Raw genomic sequence first — 18,171 nt, 5'->3', positions numbered from 1 at the left:
CTTTTCATCTCAGTGCGTTTTTTCAGCATGTCATGAGCATTGGCCTCGGATGCGGTGACAAATAAGCAGATAATTACAGCATCTCTCGTACACTCATCCCTAATTTCTTGATTTAAACTATTTGCAAATTTGGAATATAATTTCATTAAAAATAATTATGATATTTCATTTATTAAATTGCAATATTATCTTATTTAAATATTTTATTTTTTAAATAGCACGATACATTTATAAAAATGGAAACAAATAAAATCAGAAAAACAAACTCATACTTACCTACATCAATAATAAAGAAATGAAATTATTTTCAATAATAATAAAAAGCAATAAATGTAATGCATTTCACTTAAATTTCCTTCTAACTATGGAACTCAAATATGAATAACATTATTTATTGACATATTGATAATAAACATTTATCTTTCGGCCTACTTTCTAATATGAATTATTCTAATATACTTATTGTTGCTATGACAGGAAGATGGGGTTATGAAATGCTAAATCATAGGATTCCTTTGAAGAGCATATATTCTGTATTTTATGTAATAATTATTTTAGTATCTGAGATGGGATTAGGTTGCTTTCTCTATAATACTTCTCTCTTGCCTGATATACCTGATGACGACATGTTAAATTTTAAGCAGTCACCCTATATTATCAGTACAAATTTCATCAATTATATTTTAGGAAGTTTATTATTTTTATTCTCAGCATTTTATTGCCATAAAACCCTTAAAGAATTACTATTATCATTTTCTATTATAACATTTTTTCTGTTATTTACTGTATTAAGTATTTATAATAAATCCCGTATGGTAGCCAACAGGTTTCTTTCTGGCATTGGCAATGCAGTGATGATAACTTGCAGTTCAAAAAATATATTGCAGTATACTGAACACTGTATTATTACGTCAATTTATTTTGGTGCATGGTTTGGAATGTTGTCAGGTGATAATCCTGGAGATATCTAATTTATTATGGATAATTTATGGAATTATAGCTATTTTAACACTTATTCATTTAAATATCATTTACACCAAAAAAAATCACTTACTATCTTAAACTTTATAAGATTTGGCACTGCTTTTATACAAAATAAAAATTAGTAATATCCCTAGCTAAAAAACTTTATTACGTCAGTAATTATATGCATTTCTATTCATTTATATATTTTAGAAAAAACAGGAATAATTATTTTATATAACATAATTATATTCCACAATGAGGAAAATCATGTCTAATAAAAAAATTGCAATTATTGGATTAGGCCCCAGAGGGCTAAGTATTTTAGAACGTATTATAGCACTTCATCCAATATACCAGCAATATGAAAACATTGAAGTTTTGTTAATTGAACCGAATAATATAGGTGTTGGTTCTCATGATATAGAACAACCTGAACATTTATTGGTTAATACCGTTGCTTGTCAAATAACCATGTTTGGGGACCATACGATAAAAACATCTGGTCCAATTATTACTGGCCCTAATTTTTATGATTGGACTCAAGAACAAGGGTATCGTAATGTAGATGGTAGTTATTTAAAATCAAAAAATCTAGGGGTTCCTATAGAACCTAATGAATACTTACCTCGTTATTTACTAGGACGATATCTTTCCTGGACATATGATTATCTCTCAGCACATTGCAATAAGAATATAAAATTAACTCATATAAAAAACAAAGCGATTAATTTGATTTTAAAAGAAAATAAGAAAATTGAAATTCATTTTGAAGACAAGTTCATTTCTGATCTGATAGTTGATTTTGTTTTCTTAACGACAGGACATGGGAAAAATTTACCCTCGATAAAAGATTATCAGATTAAACAATTTGTCAGTTCAAACAAAATTAAAAACACCAAACTAGAATATAGAAACAATCCTTATCCAATAATCAATTTAACAGATATTCCATCTGATTCCAGAGTATTGATACAAGGTATTGGTTTAACAGCATATGATATAATTTCTCATTTGACGCAAGGAAGAGGAGGAAAATTCCATAAAGAAAATGGAAAACTAATTTATACACCTAGCGGTAATGAACCATCAATTTTTATTCATTCAAGATATGTTCTGCCTTTTAGTGGACGAGGGGTTAACCAAAAAGGCATAAGTGGGCAATATAAGCCATCTTTTTTTACGGATAAAGAAATAAAAAAAATAGTTTTAAATAACTTAAAAAATGGATCTATAAAAATAGATTTTGAAAATCAACTTTTACCTTTATTACTTAAAGAGATGTGCTATGTTTATCGAAGCACTTTAGAAGGACACTGGTTAGATATTAATTCTTATAAAATTAGTATTGAAGACGAAAAATACATTAAACATTTGCTTTATCCACATCAAGGAAAAAGATTCTTATCATTGGAAGATTATACACATTGGTTTTTAGATTATTTAAGTGAAGATATTACAGAAGCAGAAAAAGGGAACGTAAAAGGAGCAACTAAAGCAGCAACAGATATTATCAGAGATATAAGAGATATTTTGCGTGATGCTGTAGACTTTTGCGGACTAACTCCTGATTCACATAAACTTTTTATTGAGCATTACTGCCCAATAATGAATAGAATCGCTGTTGGTCCACCCAAAGAGAGAAATCAACAACTAAAATCTCTTATGGATCTTGGAATTATAAAATTAGCCGGTGGGCCTTCATCTCATCTAATATTAAACGATCAAGACGCTTGTTTTGAGATTTATACCAAATTTGAAAAAGAAGTTAGTATTGTAAAAACTGATATATTAATTAAAGCCAGACTAGACACTTTTTCACCATGCACTGATAATTCGGCTTTAATATTCAATTTGAATAATCAAAGAATGATAAGACCATTTATGAATGGTAACTATCATTGCGGAGGTATTGATATTGATCGTAATATGCATCCGATTGCACAAAATGGTATCAGTATAGATAATATATGGGCTCTGGGTAATATTATTGAAGGTCCTAATTTCTATACTTATGTATTACCAAGGCCTTTTGTTAACTCACGAGCAATCAGAGATGCAGGGCACATTGTAATTGATATGTATAATCAAATAAAAGAATCAATCAATTATGAAAATGGAGAATCCATGAGTGTTTTATACTAATATCTATAATAAACAAAACAGATATTGACTTAATTTGATAATATAAAATAGTTTTTATGGTAATTTTATAATTATCATGAATATATAATGCAATTATTATATACAGTTAATGTAATAACAAAGGATATTATTATCCCATACGTTAATATTAAAATAACTAATGAAGGTGTTACCGCTAATCAAAAGAAAAAACTAATGGAAGGAGCAACTCAATTATTAGTAGATATCCTCAACAAAAATCCCAAAACCACTATTGTTGTCATTGATGACAATTGGGGAATAGGAGGAGTACCTGTAACAGAATGAAGAAAGAGATAATGTAATTAGTTTCAAATATTAATTATCAATTTTTATATTAATAACCTCTGTAACTGATCGTAATAGATACTGTTGTGAGTTTATTAGCTCTCATCTGAATATTGAGTTCATGATCCAGAATGGCTAATAGTTGAGAGCTAACCACAACAGTATAAAACTAGTAAAGATAAAAACATAAAGTTATTTACCCCCAATTATTAACAATATAATATTTCAGTTAAGTAATATTATTCTTTATAATACACAATTCCCCATTGTCACATCAAGATAACTAATTTATCCCATATAATATTTGATAGCATTGGCTTTGGTATAATAGTCTAAAGTAATAGTTTTTTCGTAGAAGCAATGATACTAAATCATCATATTGGTCACTAAATATCTCCTGACAATCAAAGAAAAAGAACAATTATCAGATACTGTAATTATTCCCCATTAAATAAACATTGATAAAATATGTTCACGCCCTGCATATTACTACAGGGCTATTATTTATTACTCTAATTTAACATTAGATATTTATTCATTTGATAATTTTTTGCTTTTTATAAAAAAACAATAGTGTATATAACAATTAATATGATACCAACAGAATTTAAAATATTCCATCCTCCTGGATAACTCATCACGATCCCTACAGATAATGATGAAATCATATTAGACAGATAAACTACCAATGAGTTTATCCCCTGTAATTTATGTTTGAATTTACTGTTTACAAACTCATTAAGCAGGAATGTCCCACCATTAAACATAAATGCCCATCCTAACCCAACAAAAAATAATGAAAATAGAAAACCATGAAATCCATCTATAAAAATAGCTATAATCATCCCAATTATAAAAAACAAAGCTCCAAGTAAGATTATATTTGTTGTTTTTAATTTATTGACAAGAAATGGGAGTATTAACGCTGGAGCATACATAGCAAAGAAATGCCACTGTAAAACTAATGCACTATCTTCCACTTCAAATTTAGCATGCAACATAGCTAAAGGAGTAGAGTTCATTAATAATGTCATCAATGAAAATCCTATAGCACAGCTACTTGTTGCTAAAAAAAACAACCTTGATTTTAATAAATCAGCAAGGTTGTCATTTTTATAATCGGTGTTACATTGTGTGTTAATTATTTCTTTTTTAAACCCCATAGGAAAATAAACAAATGATTGAAGAATAATTACAACAACACATACTATAGCTATTAATAAGAATGTCCCCAAAAAATGATAATCAGGAAATATATATTCACCTTTCATAGCTAAAAAAGGACCTAATACTCCCCCAAAAACTCCACCACCAATAATAATTGATATGGCTCTTTTTTTATTCAATTCGTCATCAAATATTTCAGCCGAAGCAAATCTGTAATATTGGTTAAATACAGTTGAGCACCCTAATATGAGTGCTCCAAATATAAACATAAGGAATGACTGGTAAATAATAGATATACCTGCCAATCCACTGCCTATTATTCCTATAATATTACCAATAATAAAAGCTATTTTTCTTCCATATATTTCCATTAGCATGGAAGCATAATAAACCATCAAAGCAGCACCACAAACTGTTGCAGTTATTGGTAATGTAGATAAGTAATCAATAGGGGCTAATGTCTTGCCAACTAATGTCGATGTTAATGTTAGCAGGGAAATAATTGAACCATTAAGCCCCTGACATATAAAAAGAAGAGTTAAATTTATATATTTTTTATTCATTTTTACCACTTTCACATTTTAATCAAAGGTATAGATAGAATATTTGAAAATGCATGACTTATATTGTCATTAGAATATAAAAGAGGTTGATTTTCACTATTTAACCAATGAAATAATCCTTTCCAATCTGTTGGTAGGAAATATTTTTTTATTTTGTCATTTTTATATAATTCCAATACTGTTGAAAACAGTATAACACCATCAACAACTGACATACAAACATGTTGAGAGAGTTTATTTCCTCCTATTTTTCCTAAAGTATAAATGGCAGGTATATCATTTCTATCATTTTTTACATGAACTGTTAGCCTTATACAATCACTATAAAATTCATTTTTTAATATTTTTTCAACACCGTTAATTAAATGGATTGATAAGTATTTTATTGTGGACTGCATTGTTATTTCTCTAAAATAATCTATTGTATTATCAAATGAACGATATATATAAGTTTTGAGTTTCTCTATTATTATAAATATCTTTATAATTTGTTTCTCCATAAATAGAATCATAATGAACAGATGTTAAAATAGACCAATACGTGTAATTAATTTGATTACCTAAATCACTAGTCTGCTTTATTTTCTCTAATGTACTATTCAGATCATTGCAACAAAACATAGGGTCAAATTTTTTTGACAAAGAGTTATAAATATTAATATACATTGACTCCCTTTTATCAATGTAGTTACTTTCTTTATTTTCTAATACCCACTCTTCATAGTCACATATTTTTACAATATCTGAAATATTTAAAGCCTTTACCCATTAATTAAGTGACATTTGATAATTATCAACTATACTTTTTGGTGTTCCACATGCTCTATTGTACTTATTACCATCAGCTAAAACTAAAAATTCACATTTAAAATTAGAAATGTTACTTATCATTTTAGCTATTTTTGCAAATCTTAATAATGTATTTATCTCGCCTAAGTCTGGGAAATATCCTTTATTCTTTATTGGTGAAATAGGTTTTCTGGATAAAATTGGCATCACCAGACATATCTTATCTTTATATTCAATCGATTTTTTAATTAAATTAACAGTATGTTTTGGAGTAACATAATCACCATTATTCTTAAAGAAATAGCTATCAAACAAAGCTTCAGCTGCGTACTCATAAACGGTTAGCTTATTAACCTCATAATTAGATTTTTTATCTCTTATTCTTCTTAGCAAAGCTGTTTGTCGCTTTGATATACTAGTATTAAACTTATGCTTTAATTCTGGAATTATCCAATTACAAAAATAATCACGATCAATATATTCAAAATCTTTTCCATACACCTCTTCTATACTTAGTCGATGCCTGATCTTTTTCGTCATCTCAATAAGTCGATGAGAACTGGATATTTGTGTCTTTCTTTGCTCTTTATTTAATCTCATTTTATTTCCATTCTTTAATAAAAAAACAAAAATTCAAATTAATTTAATTTAATTTAATTTAAATATTTCCCATAAGATAAAAACCAAAACCACATTATTTTATTAAAAACAAAATTAACCATATTTTTTAAAATCATGACCACCATTTTTAAATGTTAACTTATAACATTTAATAAAGATACTATAATGCCATTCCTATAGTATAACAAAATTTATTATAATCGCTGATAAAAATGTAAACATAATACTATGATAAATATAAGATTATTTTTTAATTGTATGAAACCAAACTACTCTCCACCTTTGATAATCAGTTTCAACCACACAGCATGCATATTCTATTTACATTCCTGTTCATCGGAGAAAACTCAGGGTGACTGAATACACTGGATGCATTTTTCATTATGTCTGGATTGGTGATCAACATTATTAAAAAGTTTCGCCAGCCATAATTGATTTCGTCGGAAATATGAAGGTATCTTGCAAAATGGCCTCTTAAACAAGAGGCCATTGATTACAACAGTGAGTTTTCCAATCAGATACTGAAAGAAGAACCACAGCCACAAGTGGTTTTTGCATTCGGATTGGAAACAACAAAACGGGAACCTTCCAGTCCTTCTGTATAATCCACACATGCGCCTATCAAATATTGCAAACTCATTGGGTCAATAACCAATTCAACCCCTTGTTTCTGAATGGTCATATCACCTTCGTTAATTTGGTCATCGAAAGTGAATCCATACTGGAAACCGCTACAACCACCACCGGTAATGTAAACCCGCAGGCGCAGGTTCGGGTTATCTTCATCAGCAACCAGTACTTTGACTTTATTGGCTGCGGCATCAGTAAACTGCAAAGGCAATGCAGCATCATCGCTCATACTTTTACTCCAGTCCGGTTTTCCGGTAAAAATTCTCGGAAAGTTATTTTATGCTTTCTGATCAGTTAGCCGAGATTATCCAATACCTGACTGATTCGTTCAAGTTTTGCCACATGAATGCAATGACTCGAAAGATGAAGAGCATATGATGATTTGGCTTCCCTATCGGGGTAATTTAGAATGGAATTCCCATATCCCGCTATTTTTCAGGAGCTTTTATTAATGAGCCAGTCCGAAATACTTTACTCTCAGGCAAAACATGTGATCCCTGGTGGAGTCAATTCACCTGTACGTGCTTTTAACGGTGTTGGTGGGACCCCCGTCTTTATTCAACGTGCTAATGGTGCTTACCTTTATGATGTTGATGGCAATGCCTATATCGATTATGTCGGTTCATGGGGGCCAATGGTTCTTGGACATAACCACCCGACTATCCGCAACGCCGTCATTGAGGCCGCTGAACGTGGTTTGAGTTTTGGCGCACCAACCGCTGCCGAAGTGGAAATGGCAAAACTGGTCACTGAACTGGTGCCTTCCATGGATATGGTTCGTATGGTGAACTCAGGTACAGAAGCCACTATGAGCGCCATTCGTCTGGCTCGTGGTTATACTCACCGTGACAAAATCATCAAATTCGAAGGTTGCTACCACGGCCATGCCGATTGTTTGCTGGTAAAAGCCGGCTCGGGTGCCCTGACGATTGGTCAGCCAAATTCTCCGGGCGTTCCCGCTGATTTCGCTAAACACACCCTGACTTGTGTTTACAATGACCTGAATTCTGTCCGTGAAGCCTTCGAAAAATATCCAGAAGAAATCGCTTGTATTATCGTCGAACCCGTCGCAGGTAATATGAACTGCATTCCACCGTTACCAGAATTCCTACCGGGTCTGCGTAAGTTGTGTGATGAATTTGGTGCCCTGCTCATTATTGACGAAGTGATGACAGGTTTTCGTGTCGCACTAGGTGGTGCACAAGAATATTACGATGTTAAGCCAGATTTGACATCTCTTGGCAAAATCATCGGCGGCGGTATGCCTGTAGGTGCTTTTGGTGGCCGTCTGGAAATCATGGAAAAACTGGCTCCAACTGGCCCTGTTTATCAGGCCGGAACCCTTTCGGGCAACCCCATCGCGATGGCGGCTGGCCTTGCTTGCTTGAAAGAAGTGGCTCAGGTTGGTGTTCATCAGCGCTTGAGCGAACTGACCGACAAACTGGCGGCTGGTTTAAAAAATGCGGCATCAGCAGCCGACATCCCGCTGGTAGTAAACCACGTTGGCGGCATGTTCGGTATCTTCTTTACCGATGCGGAAAGCGTTACCTGTTATCAGGATGTCATGAAGTGTGATGTAGAACGTTTCAAGCGGTTCTTCCACTTGATGCTGGATGAAGGTATCTATCTGGCTCCTTCTGCGTTTGAAGCGGGTTTTATGTCCATCGCTCATTCAGAGGAAGATATCCAACGTACTGTTGATGTGGCAGCACGTTGTTTTGCAAAACTGAAATAAAATATTCAACTTCCCGAAATCCCAGACGTCACTGTTTTCCATTTCAGTGGCGTCTGGATAAATATTCATACCAAAGTTCGTATCGCCTGAATAGCTGACATCACCGCCAACACGCCAAGTAATATCAACATTAACCAGCGAAAATGGTGTTGGCTGATACGCGATCTTAGGCGTGTACCAATAAAGAGAGAAAGCAAAGATAATGCTGTTAATATGAGTATCGGCCATAAATAATCTGAAGAAAACAATTCGAACGCTTCCTGGCGTAACACCGCTAATTGACTGATCTTGCCAACTAAAAAGCACAGATTAGCTGCCCGTGCAATTTCATGGCGATCACTGCTCATTGCTAATAAACACATAATCAGGATAGGTGACATCGCATTGGTTGCCCCACCAATAATCCCAGCAGCTAAACCAAACAGCGACAAAATAACTGGATTGTCTGGCAAACGGAAATGACGGCTACGAGTACTGCTGACAATATAAAATGCAATGACACCACTTAATAATAATTGCAAGTAGGCCGGATTAATTAAAAATAAAAGTTTCGCTCCGATAACACTGCCAATTAATGAAAAAAGTGCCAATAAGCCATATTTATGGAATATCTTACCAATCTTTCCACCTGAAATAACGCTTAAGATATTCACCAATAATGTCGGCCATAAGGCTAATACAACCGCCTCTTTTAATGGCATAAATAGACTTAATGCTGTCGTACTGGCTATCGGAAAACCGATCCCGCTGATACCATGCAATAATGCAGCGGTAATAAAGAGTAAGGATAAAATAAGGATATTCAAGGTGTTATGCCCCTGATTCAATATAGTTCATTGGGTTTACCCCATTGTTTCATTTTAATTCTTTTCATTGCAATCAGATCTGATCATCAAGAGTTAAATAATAAGGTTTCATCAATCAAATATCGATATCCATACCACCTAAATAAATAAACAACAACGCAGAAACTTGCAAGCCTTACTTTGTAAGACTACAATTCACTCTTACAGAGTGGGAGTCAAGCCAATGGAATATCTTGAATTTATAGAAACATCTGTATTTACAAGGGAATGCAAGAAACTACTTACAGACGATGAATACAAAGAGTTTCAGTCTTATTTACTGACAGATCCTGAAGCTGGCGCAGTCATCGTAGGTACTGGAGGTTGTCGGAAAATTCGGTGGGCAAAACAGGATACTGGCAAAAGTTCCGGTGTTCGAGCAATTTACTATTATTACAGCACAGCAGGAAAACTTTATTTGCTTTTGTTGTATTCCAAAAGCGAAAAAGACAGTCTAACTAATGCGGAGAAAGCCCAACTTAAAGCGGTTGTTGCTGGCTTCAAGGAGTAATTATTATGCGTAAAGAACTTTTTGACGATTTACTTGCCTCCGCAAAAGAGGCAGTAGCTATTCATAAAGGGCAGTTAGAACCAACGAAAATCACTAAGTTAGCTATTCCTGATGTAAAGGCTATACGTATACATACAGGTCTTAAACAAGACGAATTTGCAAGACTTATGGGAGTATCCCCCTCCCTTGTACAAGCCTGGGAACAACATCGAAGAACTCCCGCAGGTAGCAGTTTAAAACTTTTGCGTATGATTGAACTAAAACCAGATTTGGTTGAAACATTGCGTTTAACCTAGTTCCCCAAAGATAGTTCATTTAATTAAGCTCCCTACTCATTTTCGAGTCGGGAGCTATATTTTATTATTTATCAAAAAATTATCACTGACCAAACATCTCACGTAGCCAGCCAGGCGCTTCTTCTTCATTCTCCTCTATCGGTTGTTGTACCGATTGCTGACACAGCCTCTGTGGGTCATCAGTCCAAACTGGCAATACTCTGATACCGCCTCCCTCACAGTTGAAACTGCCATCTTCATTAACTGACATATCCGCAATACCTTCTGGTGGACGGTTATTCAGTTCCAGTGGCGTTTCATGTTCCAGATAACGACGGTAAATCGTCAGTGCACCCGTTGCTCCGGTTAAGTTGGTTGGGCCATTGTTATCACGTCCAGTCCAAACAATCGTGACTTCTTTGCCATCAATACCTGTAAACCAACTGTCACGCAGATCATTGGTTGTTCCGGTTTTCCCCGCCAGATTGTATTTACCATATTTTCCAATCAAAGAACGTCCTGTACCTCGTGCTATGACTTGCTGCATACCATATAGCGTCAGATAGGCGGCCTGTGGCGGCACAACTCGCTCTGCCTGTGGATAGCTCTGGTAAAGCACCGTGCCATCTTCAGCAGTGATGGAGCGCAACGCAGAGAGTTTCGCCCGATTGCCGCCGCTGGCAATCGTCTGGAATTCTTGTGCCATTTCCATTGGCGTTAGGTTAATCGCGCCCAACAACATAGAAGGGTTCTGTTGGATCTCTTTCGCGGGAATACCCAGTGCAATCAGGGTGCTGGCAATACGATCTAACCCAACATCCAGCCCCAAATTCACTGTCGGGACATTCATCGAACGTGCTAACGCGTCGATCAACATGACACGCCCACTGAAAATACGGCTAAAATTCTTCGGTTCCCAGGGCTTTCCACCCGCCTGAGGGATAGAGATAGGTTCATCTGCCAGCCAGGTATTCAGACGATATTTATCCGGCTGGCTCAATGCCGTCAGATAAGTGGCGGGTTTGGCAAGCGAGCCAATTAAACGACGGGCATTCAAGGCTCGGTTAAATCCGGCATATTGTGGCTGGGAGCCGCCAACCATAGCACGAACCTCACCGCTGAAACGATCAACAACGACCATCGCCCCTTCCAAGTCATCAATCTTGCGTACTTTTCGCAGGGCAGCAATGCCCTCTTCAACCGATTTTTCCGCCGCATCCTGCGAAACAGGATCGAGGGTCGTAAAGATCTTCACCCCTGACAAATCATTGACTTTATCACCCATCTTTTCCTGCAATTCCTGACGCACCAATTGCATAAAGGCTGGCTGTGGCGTAATCACCCCGCTTTTCGGTTTTACGCCTAACGGACGGGCACTGAGTAGATCATACAGTTCCTGATTGATAATTTTTTGGTTTTGGAGGATTTTCAAAACGATATTGCGCCGCTCCAACGCGGACTTAGGATTGCGCCATGGGTTATACCACGAAGCTCCCTTGACCATTCCCACCAGCAACGCCTGCTGATCCAAACTCAGTTCATCAACCGGACGCCCAAAATAGTACAAACTCGCCAATGGGAAACCATGGATCTGCTCATCACCACTTTGTCCTAAAAAAACTTCGTTCAAGTACAATTCCAGAATGCGATCCTTGCTATAACGTGCGTCCATCAGCAACGCCATGTACGCCTCATTCGCTTTACGGCTCAAGGTACGTTCGTTGGAAAGGAACAAGTTTTTCACTAATTGCTGCGTCAGGGTGCTGCCCCCCTGAACTGTACGTCCCGCCGTCAAGTTAGCTAAAACCGCACGGGCAATGGAGAACGGCCTGACGCCATCATGTTCATAAAAGTGCCGATCTTCTGTTTCCAGCAAAGTCTGAACCAACAAATCAGGAAAACCGGAACGCGGGACAAACAGACGCTGTTCACCATTCGGCGATTGCATCATAGTGATCAATTTCGGATCAAGGCGGAAAAAACCAAACTGGCGTTGGTTTTCCATGTTTTCAATGCTGGCTAGGTGGTTATTATCAAAGGTCAGTCGTGCCTGAATTTGCTCTTCTTTACCATCAGGAAAATCAAACGGGCGGCGTAGCATCTCTATGCTATTCCCCCTGACTACAAATTCACCTGCTCTGGTGATTTTTGTCACTTTTCGATATTGCATACCTTCCAGCAGGTGGATCATTTCGTTCTTGCTGTAATTCATGCCAGGTTCAAGATTGACCATCCGTCCGTACACGGCTGCCGGTAAATCCCAGACTTTTCCGTCAATACGCTCGCGAATTTTGTTATCCAGATAGAAACCATAAATGACAATGAGTACCGCTAACACAATAAAGATCTTTAGCAGCAACCACAAAAACCAATGCCCGCCTCTTTTAGGTGGGCGGGACTTAGGACTACGGGCGTTCTTCCCTTTTTTAGTCATGACTTCATCCTCATCATCATCATTAAAATCATCATTTTTATCATAGTTATCCCGCCGATCGCGTTGGTTAGATGTTTGCCCACGACGAAGTTCAGATTTTTTACCCTTGCGTCCGATTGGCTGACGATCATCATCAGACATACCGAATTCTCCAAATGTTTATTAATTAACTGAAACAATTACATCTGTTTTTTCACACGCCTGGTCGGTGCCGTGTTGGCAGGATCATCAGGCCATAAATGTTTGGGGTAACGCCCTTTCATCTCTTTTTGCACCTCACGATAAGTTCCCTGCCAAAACGCAGCGAGGTCTTGCGTGATCTGTAATGAACGATGGGCAGGAGATAACAACTCAATGACAACCGGAACCCGTCCTTTCGCCAATACTGGATTTTGCTGCTCTCCGTACATTTCCTGCATTCTCACTGCCAGTACAGGAGGTTTATCATGGAAATACTGGATAGCGATCCTGCTCCCAGTTGGCACAGTGTAATTAGTAGGCAATTCATTATCCAGTATTTGCCGTTGTTGCCAATCAAGCAACCCTATCAAACAGGGGGACAATTCAATCTGGCGCAAGCCTTTCAAGTCATCAACATCATCCAAAGCAGGAAGCAACCACTGTTCAAGGGAGTTCAACAACGCTTCGTCATCAACCGCAGGCCACTCCACCTCCGGTAACCATTCTGTCGCCCTTTGCAGACGAATACGCAACTGCAACGCTTCCTGTGACCAATTCAATGCCGATAATCCTTCCTGCCTGACCCAATTCAGCAAGGCTTCCTGTAATTCCGATGACGAAGGCTTTGCCAATGGCTGTGCTTTGACAATTAATCGCCCACATTGCAAACGCTTCCACGCCCGTAACGAACCTTTACTATCATCCCACTCTACAGTTGTATGTTCAGTAAACAGAAGAGGGTGCTGTTTTATGGTCTGTTCAATGTCCAATGGACAAGCAAGTAAAACTCGCGCCTCAGGCTGGCTACTTCCTTGCTGTAACGAGGGAGCCACCAACCAGGTTTCTCCCGAAAGTGGCTCTTCACGTTCCAGTGCTACCCCCAAGCCATTGGCTAACTGAAAACGCCCAAGATTATCGCGGTTTTTGGCAATCCGATCTGGGAAACCCTGTACCAATAGTTCAGGTACAAGATCCAATCTGAGGTTCTTAGCATGGCTTGCAACGCGCTGTGTCTCATTTTTATCCGCCAGTTGATTTGCAAAATTCCTGACGAGCTGATTAGCTCGCTGCTGCCAATGACGCTGATTCTCCGTCATCCAATAGAGAAGATCAGGCTGTCCACGACGCGGGGGTTCTTCCAGAATGGCAACTAATTTCGCTGCTGTTATTAATGCTGCACTTCCTTCTCCTCCTTTACCTTCGCTCTCCTTGGCTGAACACAATATGGCAGCCAACCGCGGTTCACTGCCGAATTCCGCCATTTGCCAACCACGGGAAGTCAGTTGCAGGTGATCGTCCAACGCCCCCAGACGCAGCAACAGAGATTCTGCAACAGCCAATGCGGGTTGTGGTGGATTGTCCAGCCAATGAAGGTGGGTGCTGTCACGGCATCCCCACTGCAATAAAGAGAGCAGTAATCCACTTAGATCTGAATGTAAGATCTCTGGCTCGCTGTGCTCTCTGGCTCTTTCTGCCTGATCCTGACTAAATAAGTGCCAACAAACACCTGCCTCTACTCGTCCAGCCCGCCCTGCTCGCTGAACCATAGATGCCTGGCTGATGCGTTGGGTAATCAAACGCGTCAGGCCACTCTTCGGTTCAAATCGGCCAGATCGTTCCAGTCCGCTGTCTACTACTAATCGGATACCTTCAATCGTCAAACTGGTTTCGGCAATATTGGTAGCGAGTACGACCTTACGCATCCCCACTGGCGCTGGCGTGATTGCCTTGCGTTGTTCTGACAACGACAATGCACCATACAATGGACACAACAGCGTATCGTCATTGATCTTGCCTTCCAATTGCGACAACACCCGTTGAATTTCACCGATACCAGGCAGAAACAGCAACAACGATCCCGTCTCCTGCTGCAATAACCGCAATACCGCCGATGCAACTGATTGTTCAAAAGGTTGATGAGAAGGAAGTGGATGATATGACCTCATTACCGGATAACTACGCCCTTCTGACACAATCACAGGTGCATCAGGTAATAAAGAAGAAAGACGCTGGTTATCCAATGTTGCCGACATCACCAAGATACGCAAATCATCACGCAACCCTTCCTGTACATCCAACAACAATGCCAATGCAAGATCAGCCTGTAAGCTACGTTCATGAAATTCATCAAGAATTACCAGAGAAACACCGCTCAATTCAGGATCTTGTTGCAGCATACGCGTCAGAATCCCTTCGGTCACAACTTCAAGCCGTGTTGCAGCACTGACTTTGGTTTCTGAACGCATCCGGTAGCCTATGGTCATACCAACAGGTTCATTGAGTTGTTCAGCAAGACGTTCAGCCACACTACGTGCAGCAATACGCCGCGGTTCCAGCATAATGACGCGCCCCGACAACTGCGCTTGCTGTAAAATCTCCAATGGCAATCCGGTCGATTTTCCAGCTCCCGTTGGTGCATGTAATAACACCTGCTTCGACGTTTGCAACGCAGCAATAACGGACCCCACTACGTCATAAATGGGTAATAAGTCACAAATGGGCAATGACAAAGGATCACCATAATGAATTAACTTTCAATGGATACCATTGTAGCATTAGCGCCTTTGATTTCATTCGCCCACTGGTTATGAAGGAAAGTTTATGGAATTTTCACCTCCCCTGAAGCCTGCTACCTTAATCCGCCGCTATAAACGCTTTCTTGCGGATGTCCTCACGCCAGAAGGAGAAACACTCACCATACACTGTGCCAATACGGGTGCCATGACAGGATGTGCCACGCCAGGGGATACTGTGTGGTACTCCACATCCGATAATCCCAAACGCAAGTATCCTAATAGCTGGGAATTAACGCAAACTCAAGATGGTCACTGGATTTGTGTCAATACCCTTAGAGCCAATGACCTGGCCTATCAAGCTATTGAAAAAAATACCATTTCAGAATTATCTGGATATGAGCACATGAGTCGTGAAATTAGCTATGGAAAAGAGAAAAGTCGTATAGATTTATTATTACAATCAAAACAAAAGGTTAACTGTTATATTGAAGTCAAATCAGTCACATTGTTACAGGAAAATTATGGATATTTTCCCGACGCTGTCACAATTCGAGGGCAAAAACATTTACGTGAGCTATCATTGATAGCACAACAAGGCCAGCGGGCTGTTTTGTTATTTGCTGTCTTACATTCTGGGATTAGTCAGGTTGCAGCAGCAAAACATATCGACCATGATTATGCTTTTCTTTTGGAACAAGCATGTCAATCAGGGGTCGAAGTAATCTGTTATAAGGCCAGCATGACAGAAAACGGGATGGTTCTAAGTGACAAATTATCTTTCTTATCAATGGGATAATTTGTAAACAAATCATACTGACGAGAGGAGTTTTGCAACATATTTAGGCAGTAAACATGCCTGCCTTCACACCATTGCAAAACTAATGGCAGGAACAATTGCCAACCTCGCAGTCATCTGCTATTTATAGCGGCCTATTTTTTTCCCCCTCTTGTTGGGGGGTCGTTTGATAGTGCGTGTGTAAGGAGAAGCATTATGCAAGAAGGGCAAAAACGTAAAACCTCGTCCTTGAGCATTCTCGCCATCGCTGGGGTAGAACCTTACCAAGAAAAGCCAGGCGAAGAATACATGAACGATGCCCAGTTAAAGCATTTCAAGCTGATTCTGGAAGCATGGCGCAATCAACTCAGGGATGAAGTAGACCGTACTGTATCTCATATGCAAGATGAGGCAGCAAACTTCCCTGATCCAGTTGACCGTGCGGCGCAAGAAGAAGAGTTCAGTCTTGAATTACGTAATCGGGATCGTGAGCGTAAGTTGATCAAAAAGATCGAAAAAACGCTGAAAAAGGTCGAAGAAGAGGACTTTGGCTATTGTGAGGCCTGTGGAATTGAAATCGGCATCCGCCGTTTAGAGGCTCGCCCAACAGCCGATTTATGTATTGACTGCAAAACGTTGGCCGAAATTCGTGAAAAACAAATGGCTGGCTAACCAATAGGGTTAAGTACGGCGCTAAACGCGCCGTATGCCCCTTTTTGAATCAACTATGACTCAATCTGGACACTCCTCGTTATATATTGGGCGCTTTGCTCCATCTCCTTCTGGCGATCTCCATTTTGGTTCTCTGGTAACTGCACTAGGCAGTTATCTGCAAGCCCGTGCCTGCCACGGAAAATGGCTGATGCGTATTGATGATATTGATCCCCCACGGGAAGTTCCCGGAGCCGCCAACCGGATATTGCAATCCCTTGAACATTACGGACTTTATTGGGATGGCGAAGTACTCTATCAATCTCGGCGTCATGATGCTTACCGTGCTGTCCTCGATCAATTAAAACAGCAAGGAGATAGCTATTACTGCACCTGCACCCGTCAACGTATCCAACAATTAGGCGGCTTTTATGATGGCCACTGCCAACATTTACATCTATCAGCTCACAACGCTGCAATTCGTCTAAAACAGCACCATCCGATTTACGGTTTTTACGATAAATTGCAAGGCCATATCACTGTTCCTACGAAAATGGCCGAGGAAGATTTCATTATTTATCGCAAAGATGGTTTATTTGCCTATAATCTTGTCGTTGTTATTGATGATAACTATCAAGGTGTCACTGAAATTGTCAGAGGAGCTGATTTAATTGAACCCACAGTTCGCCAGCTATCTCTGTATCAGCATTTGAATTCTGCAACACCAAATTATGTGCATTTACCTCTCGTGCTAAATAAAGAGGGAAATAAACTTTCTAAGCAAAATCATGCCCTGCCGATCCCATTGAGCGATCCAAGGCCATTGCTTATTGATGCGTTATCATTTTTAAATCAACCCACTATCGCAGGCTGGCAGGATCTCACGACAGATCAACTGCTACAGCAGGCTATCGTCGGTTGGAATATCAACGCGGTTCCGCCAAAAAAACCTAGCTAATAGACTAAGTTAAATAAAGTCTTTCTATTGGTACTGTAAGCATTCTCAAAAAATGTCCAGTAAGTTATGATTGGCGGCTGTTTTTTGTTTTAATTGATCAGTCACTA

The 18,171-nt window shown here is 38.6% G+C and carries 16 protein-coding genes; 9 read left to right on the top strand and 7 right to left on the bottom strand.

What is annotated here, in order from left to right:
* Nucleotides 1-440: 440 nt before the first annotated feature.
* The 3 genes from Xentx_RS05020 (at nt 441) to Xentx_RS05010 (ending at nt 3,414) form a co-directional block, all read left to right on the top strand.
* Nucleotides 441-971, top strand: a complete 531-nt coding sequence (locus Xentx_RS05020; protein WP_083600878.1) for a YbfB/YjiJ family MFS transporter — start codon at nt 441-443, stop codon at nt 969-971.
* Between the two features lie 262 nt (nt 972-1,233).
* A complete protein-coding gene (locus Xentx_RS05015; protein ID WP_074019180.1) occupies nt 1,234-3,108 on the top strand; it encodes an FAD/NAD(P)-binding protein in 1,875 nt (624 codons plus the stop codon).
* 132 nt (nt 3,109-3,240) lie between these two features.
* Entirely contained in the window at nt 3,241-3,414 is a 174-nt protein-coding gene (locus Xentx_RS05010) for a tautomerase family protein (protein WP_074019268.1), read from the top strand.
* A gap of 557 nt (nt 3,415-3,971) precedes the next feature.
* Here Xentx_RS05010 and Xentx_RS05005 read toward each other — a convergent pair.
* The 4 genes from Xentx_RS05005 to erpA all read right to left on the bottom strand — a co-directional run bounded on the left by Xentx_RS05005 (nt 3,972) and on the right by erpA (nt 7,413).
* Nucleotides 3,972-5,144 carry an MFS transporter gene (locus Xentx_RS05005; protein WP_074019179.1) on the bottom strand — a complete coding sequence of 391 codons (1,173 nt, stop codon included), beginning with the start codon at nt 5,142-5,144 and terminating at the stop codon, nt 3,972-3,974.
* A gap of 11 nt (nt 5,145-5,155) precedes the next feature.
* A complete protein-coding gene (locus Xentx_RS05000; RefSeq protein ID WP_074019178.1) occupies nt 5,156-5,644 on the bottom strand; it encodes a hypothetical protein in 489 nt (162 codons plus the stop codon).
* Between the two features lie 268 nt (nt 5,645-5,912).
* Nucleotides 5,913-6,533 (bottom strand): L-tyrosine/L-tryptophan isonitrile synthase family protein, encoded by a 621-nt coding sequence (locus tag Xentx_RS04995; protein ID WP_074019177.1) that lies wholly within the window; start codon nt 6,531-6,533, stop codon nt 5,913-5,915.
* Nucleotides 6,534-7,068: 535 nt separating this feature from the next.
* Nucleotides 7,069-7,413 carry an iron-sulfur cluster insertion protein ErpA gene (gene erpA, locus Xentx_RS04990; RefSeq protein ID WP_074019176.1) on the bottom strand — a complete coding sequence of 115 codons (345 nt, stop codon included), beginning with the start codon at nt 7,411-7,413 and terminating at the stop codon, nt 7,069-7,071.
* 222 nt (nt 7,414-7,635) lie between these two features.
* Here erpA and hemL point away from each other — a divergent pair, with 222 nt between their 5' ends.
* On the top strand, nt 7,636-8,919 hold the full coding sequence (gene hemL, locus Xentx_RS04985; protein ID WP_074019175.1) for a glutamate-1-semialdehyde 2,1-aminomutase: 1,284 nt from the start codon (nt 7,636-7,638) through the stop codon (nt 8,917-8,919).
* Nucleotides 8,920-8,984: 65 nt separating this feature from the next.
* Here the strand turns inward: hemL and Xentx_RS04980 are convergent, their stop codons facing one another.
* Nucleotides 8,985-9,725: a sulfite exporter TauE/SafE family protein gene (locus Xentx_RS04980; protein ID WP_074019174.1), complete on the bottom strand. Its 741-nt coding sequence runs from the start codon at nt 9,723-9,725 to the stop codon at nt 8,985-8,987.
* 223 nt (nt 9,726-9,948) lie between these two features.
* Here Xentx_RS04980 and Xentx_RS04975 point away from each other — a divergent pair, with 223 nt between their 5' ends.
* Nucleotides 9,949-10,275, top strand: a complete 327-nt coding sequence (locus tag Xentx_RS04975) for a type II toxin-antitoxin system RelE/ParE family toxin (protein ID WP_074019173.1) — start codon at nt 9,949-9,951, stop codon at nt 10,273-10,275.
* A gap of 5 nt (nt 10,276-10,280) precedes the next feature.
* The gene (gene nadS, locus Xentx_RS04970) at nt 10,281-10,571 is read left to right on the top strand and encodes a NadS family protein (RefSeq protein ID WP_074019172.1); all 291 of its coding nucleotides are present in this window, start codon (nt 10,281-10,283) and stop codon (nt 10,569-10,571) included.
* Between the two features lie 82 nt (nt 10,572-10,653).
* Here the strand turns inward: nadS and mrcB are convergent, their stop codons facing one another.
* Together mrcB and hrpB are read right to left on the bottom strand one after the other, a co-directional pair.
* The gene (mrcB, locus tag Xentx_RS04965; protein ID WP_074019171.1) at nt 10,654-13,125 is read right to left on the bottom strand and encodes a bifunctional glycosyl transferase/transpeptidase; all 2,472 of its coding nucleotides are present in this window, start codon (nt 13,123-13,125) and stop codon (nt 10,654-10,656) included.
* 38 nt (nt 13,126-13,163) lie between these two features.
* A complete protein-coding gene (hrpB, locus tag Xentx_RS04960) occupies nt 13,164-15,674 on the bottom strand; it encodes an ATP-dependent helicase HrpB (protein ID WP_074019170.1) in 2,511 nt (836 codons plus the stop codon).
* A gap of 91 nt (nt 15,675-15,765) precedes the next feature.
* On the opposite strand from hrpB, the gene sfsA reads away from it, so the two are divergent.
* The 3 genes from sfsA to gluQRS all read left to right on the top strand — a co-directional run bounded on the left by sfsA (nt 15,766) and on the right by gluQRS (nt 18,064).
* Nucleotides 15,766-16,476, top strand: coding sequence for a DNA/RNA nuclease SfsA (gene sfsA / locus Xentx_RS04955; protein ID WP_074019169.1), 711 nt, complete (start codon nt 15,766-15,768; stop codon nt 16,474-16,476).
* A 195-nt stretch (nt 16,477-16,671) separates the two neighbouring features.
* Nucleotides 16,672-17,127 carry an RNA polymerase-binding protein DksA gene (dksA, locus tag Xentx_RS04950; RefSeq protein WP_074019168.1) on the top strand — a complete coding sequence of 152 codons (456 nt, stop codon included), beginning with the start codon at nt 16,672-16,674 and terminating at the stop codon, nt 17,125-17,127.
* A gap of 55 nt (nt 17,128-17,182) precedes the next feature.
* Entirely contained in the window at nt 17,183-18,064 is an 882-nt protein-coding gene (gene gluQRS, locus Xentx_RS04945; RefSeq protein WP_074019167.1) for a tRNA glutamyl-Q(34) synthetase GluQRS, read from the top strand.
* Nucleotides 18,065-18,171: the final 107 nt, after the last annotated feature.

The sequence above is a fragment of the Xenorhabdus thuongxuanensis genome (assembly GCF_001908095.1).
GTDB lineage: Bacteria > Pseudomonadota > Gammaproteobacteria > Enterobacterales > Enterobacteriaceae > Xenorhabdus > Xenorhabdus thuongxuanensis.
This window is presented reverse-complemented; position numbering and strand designations above follow the sequence as displayed.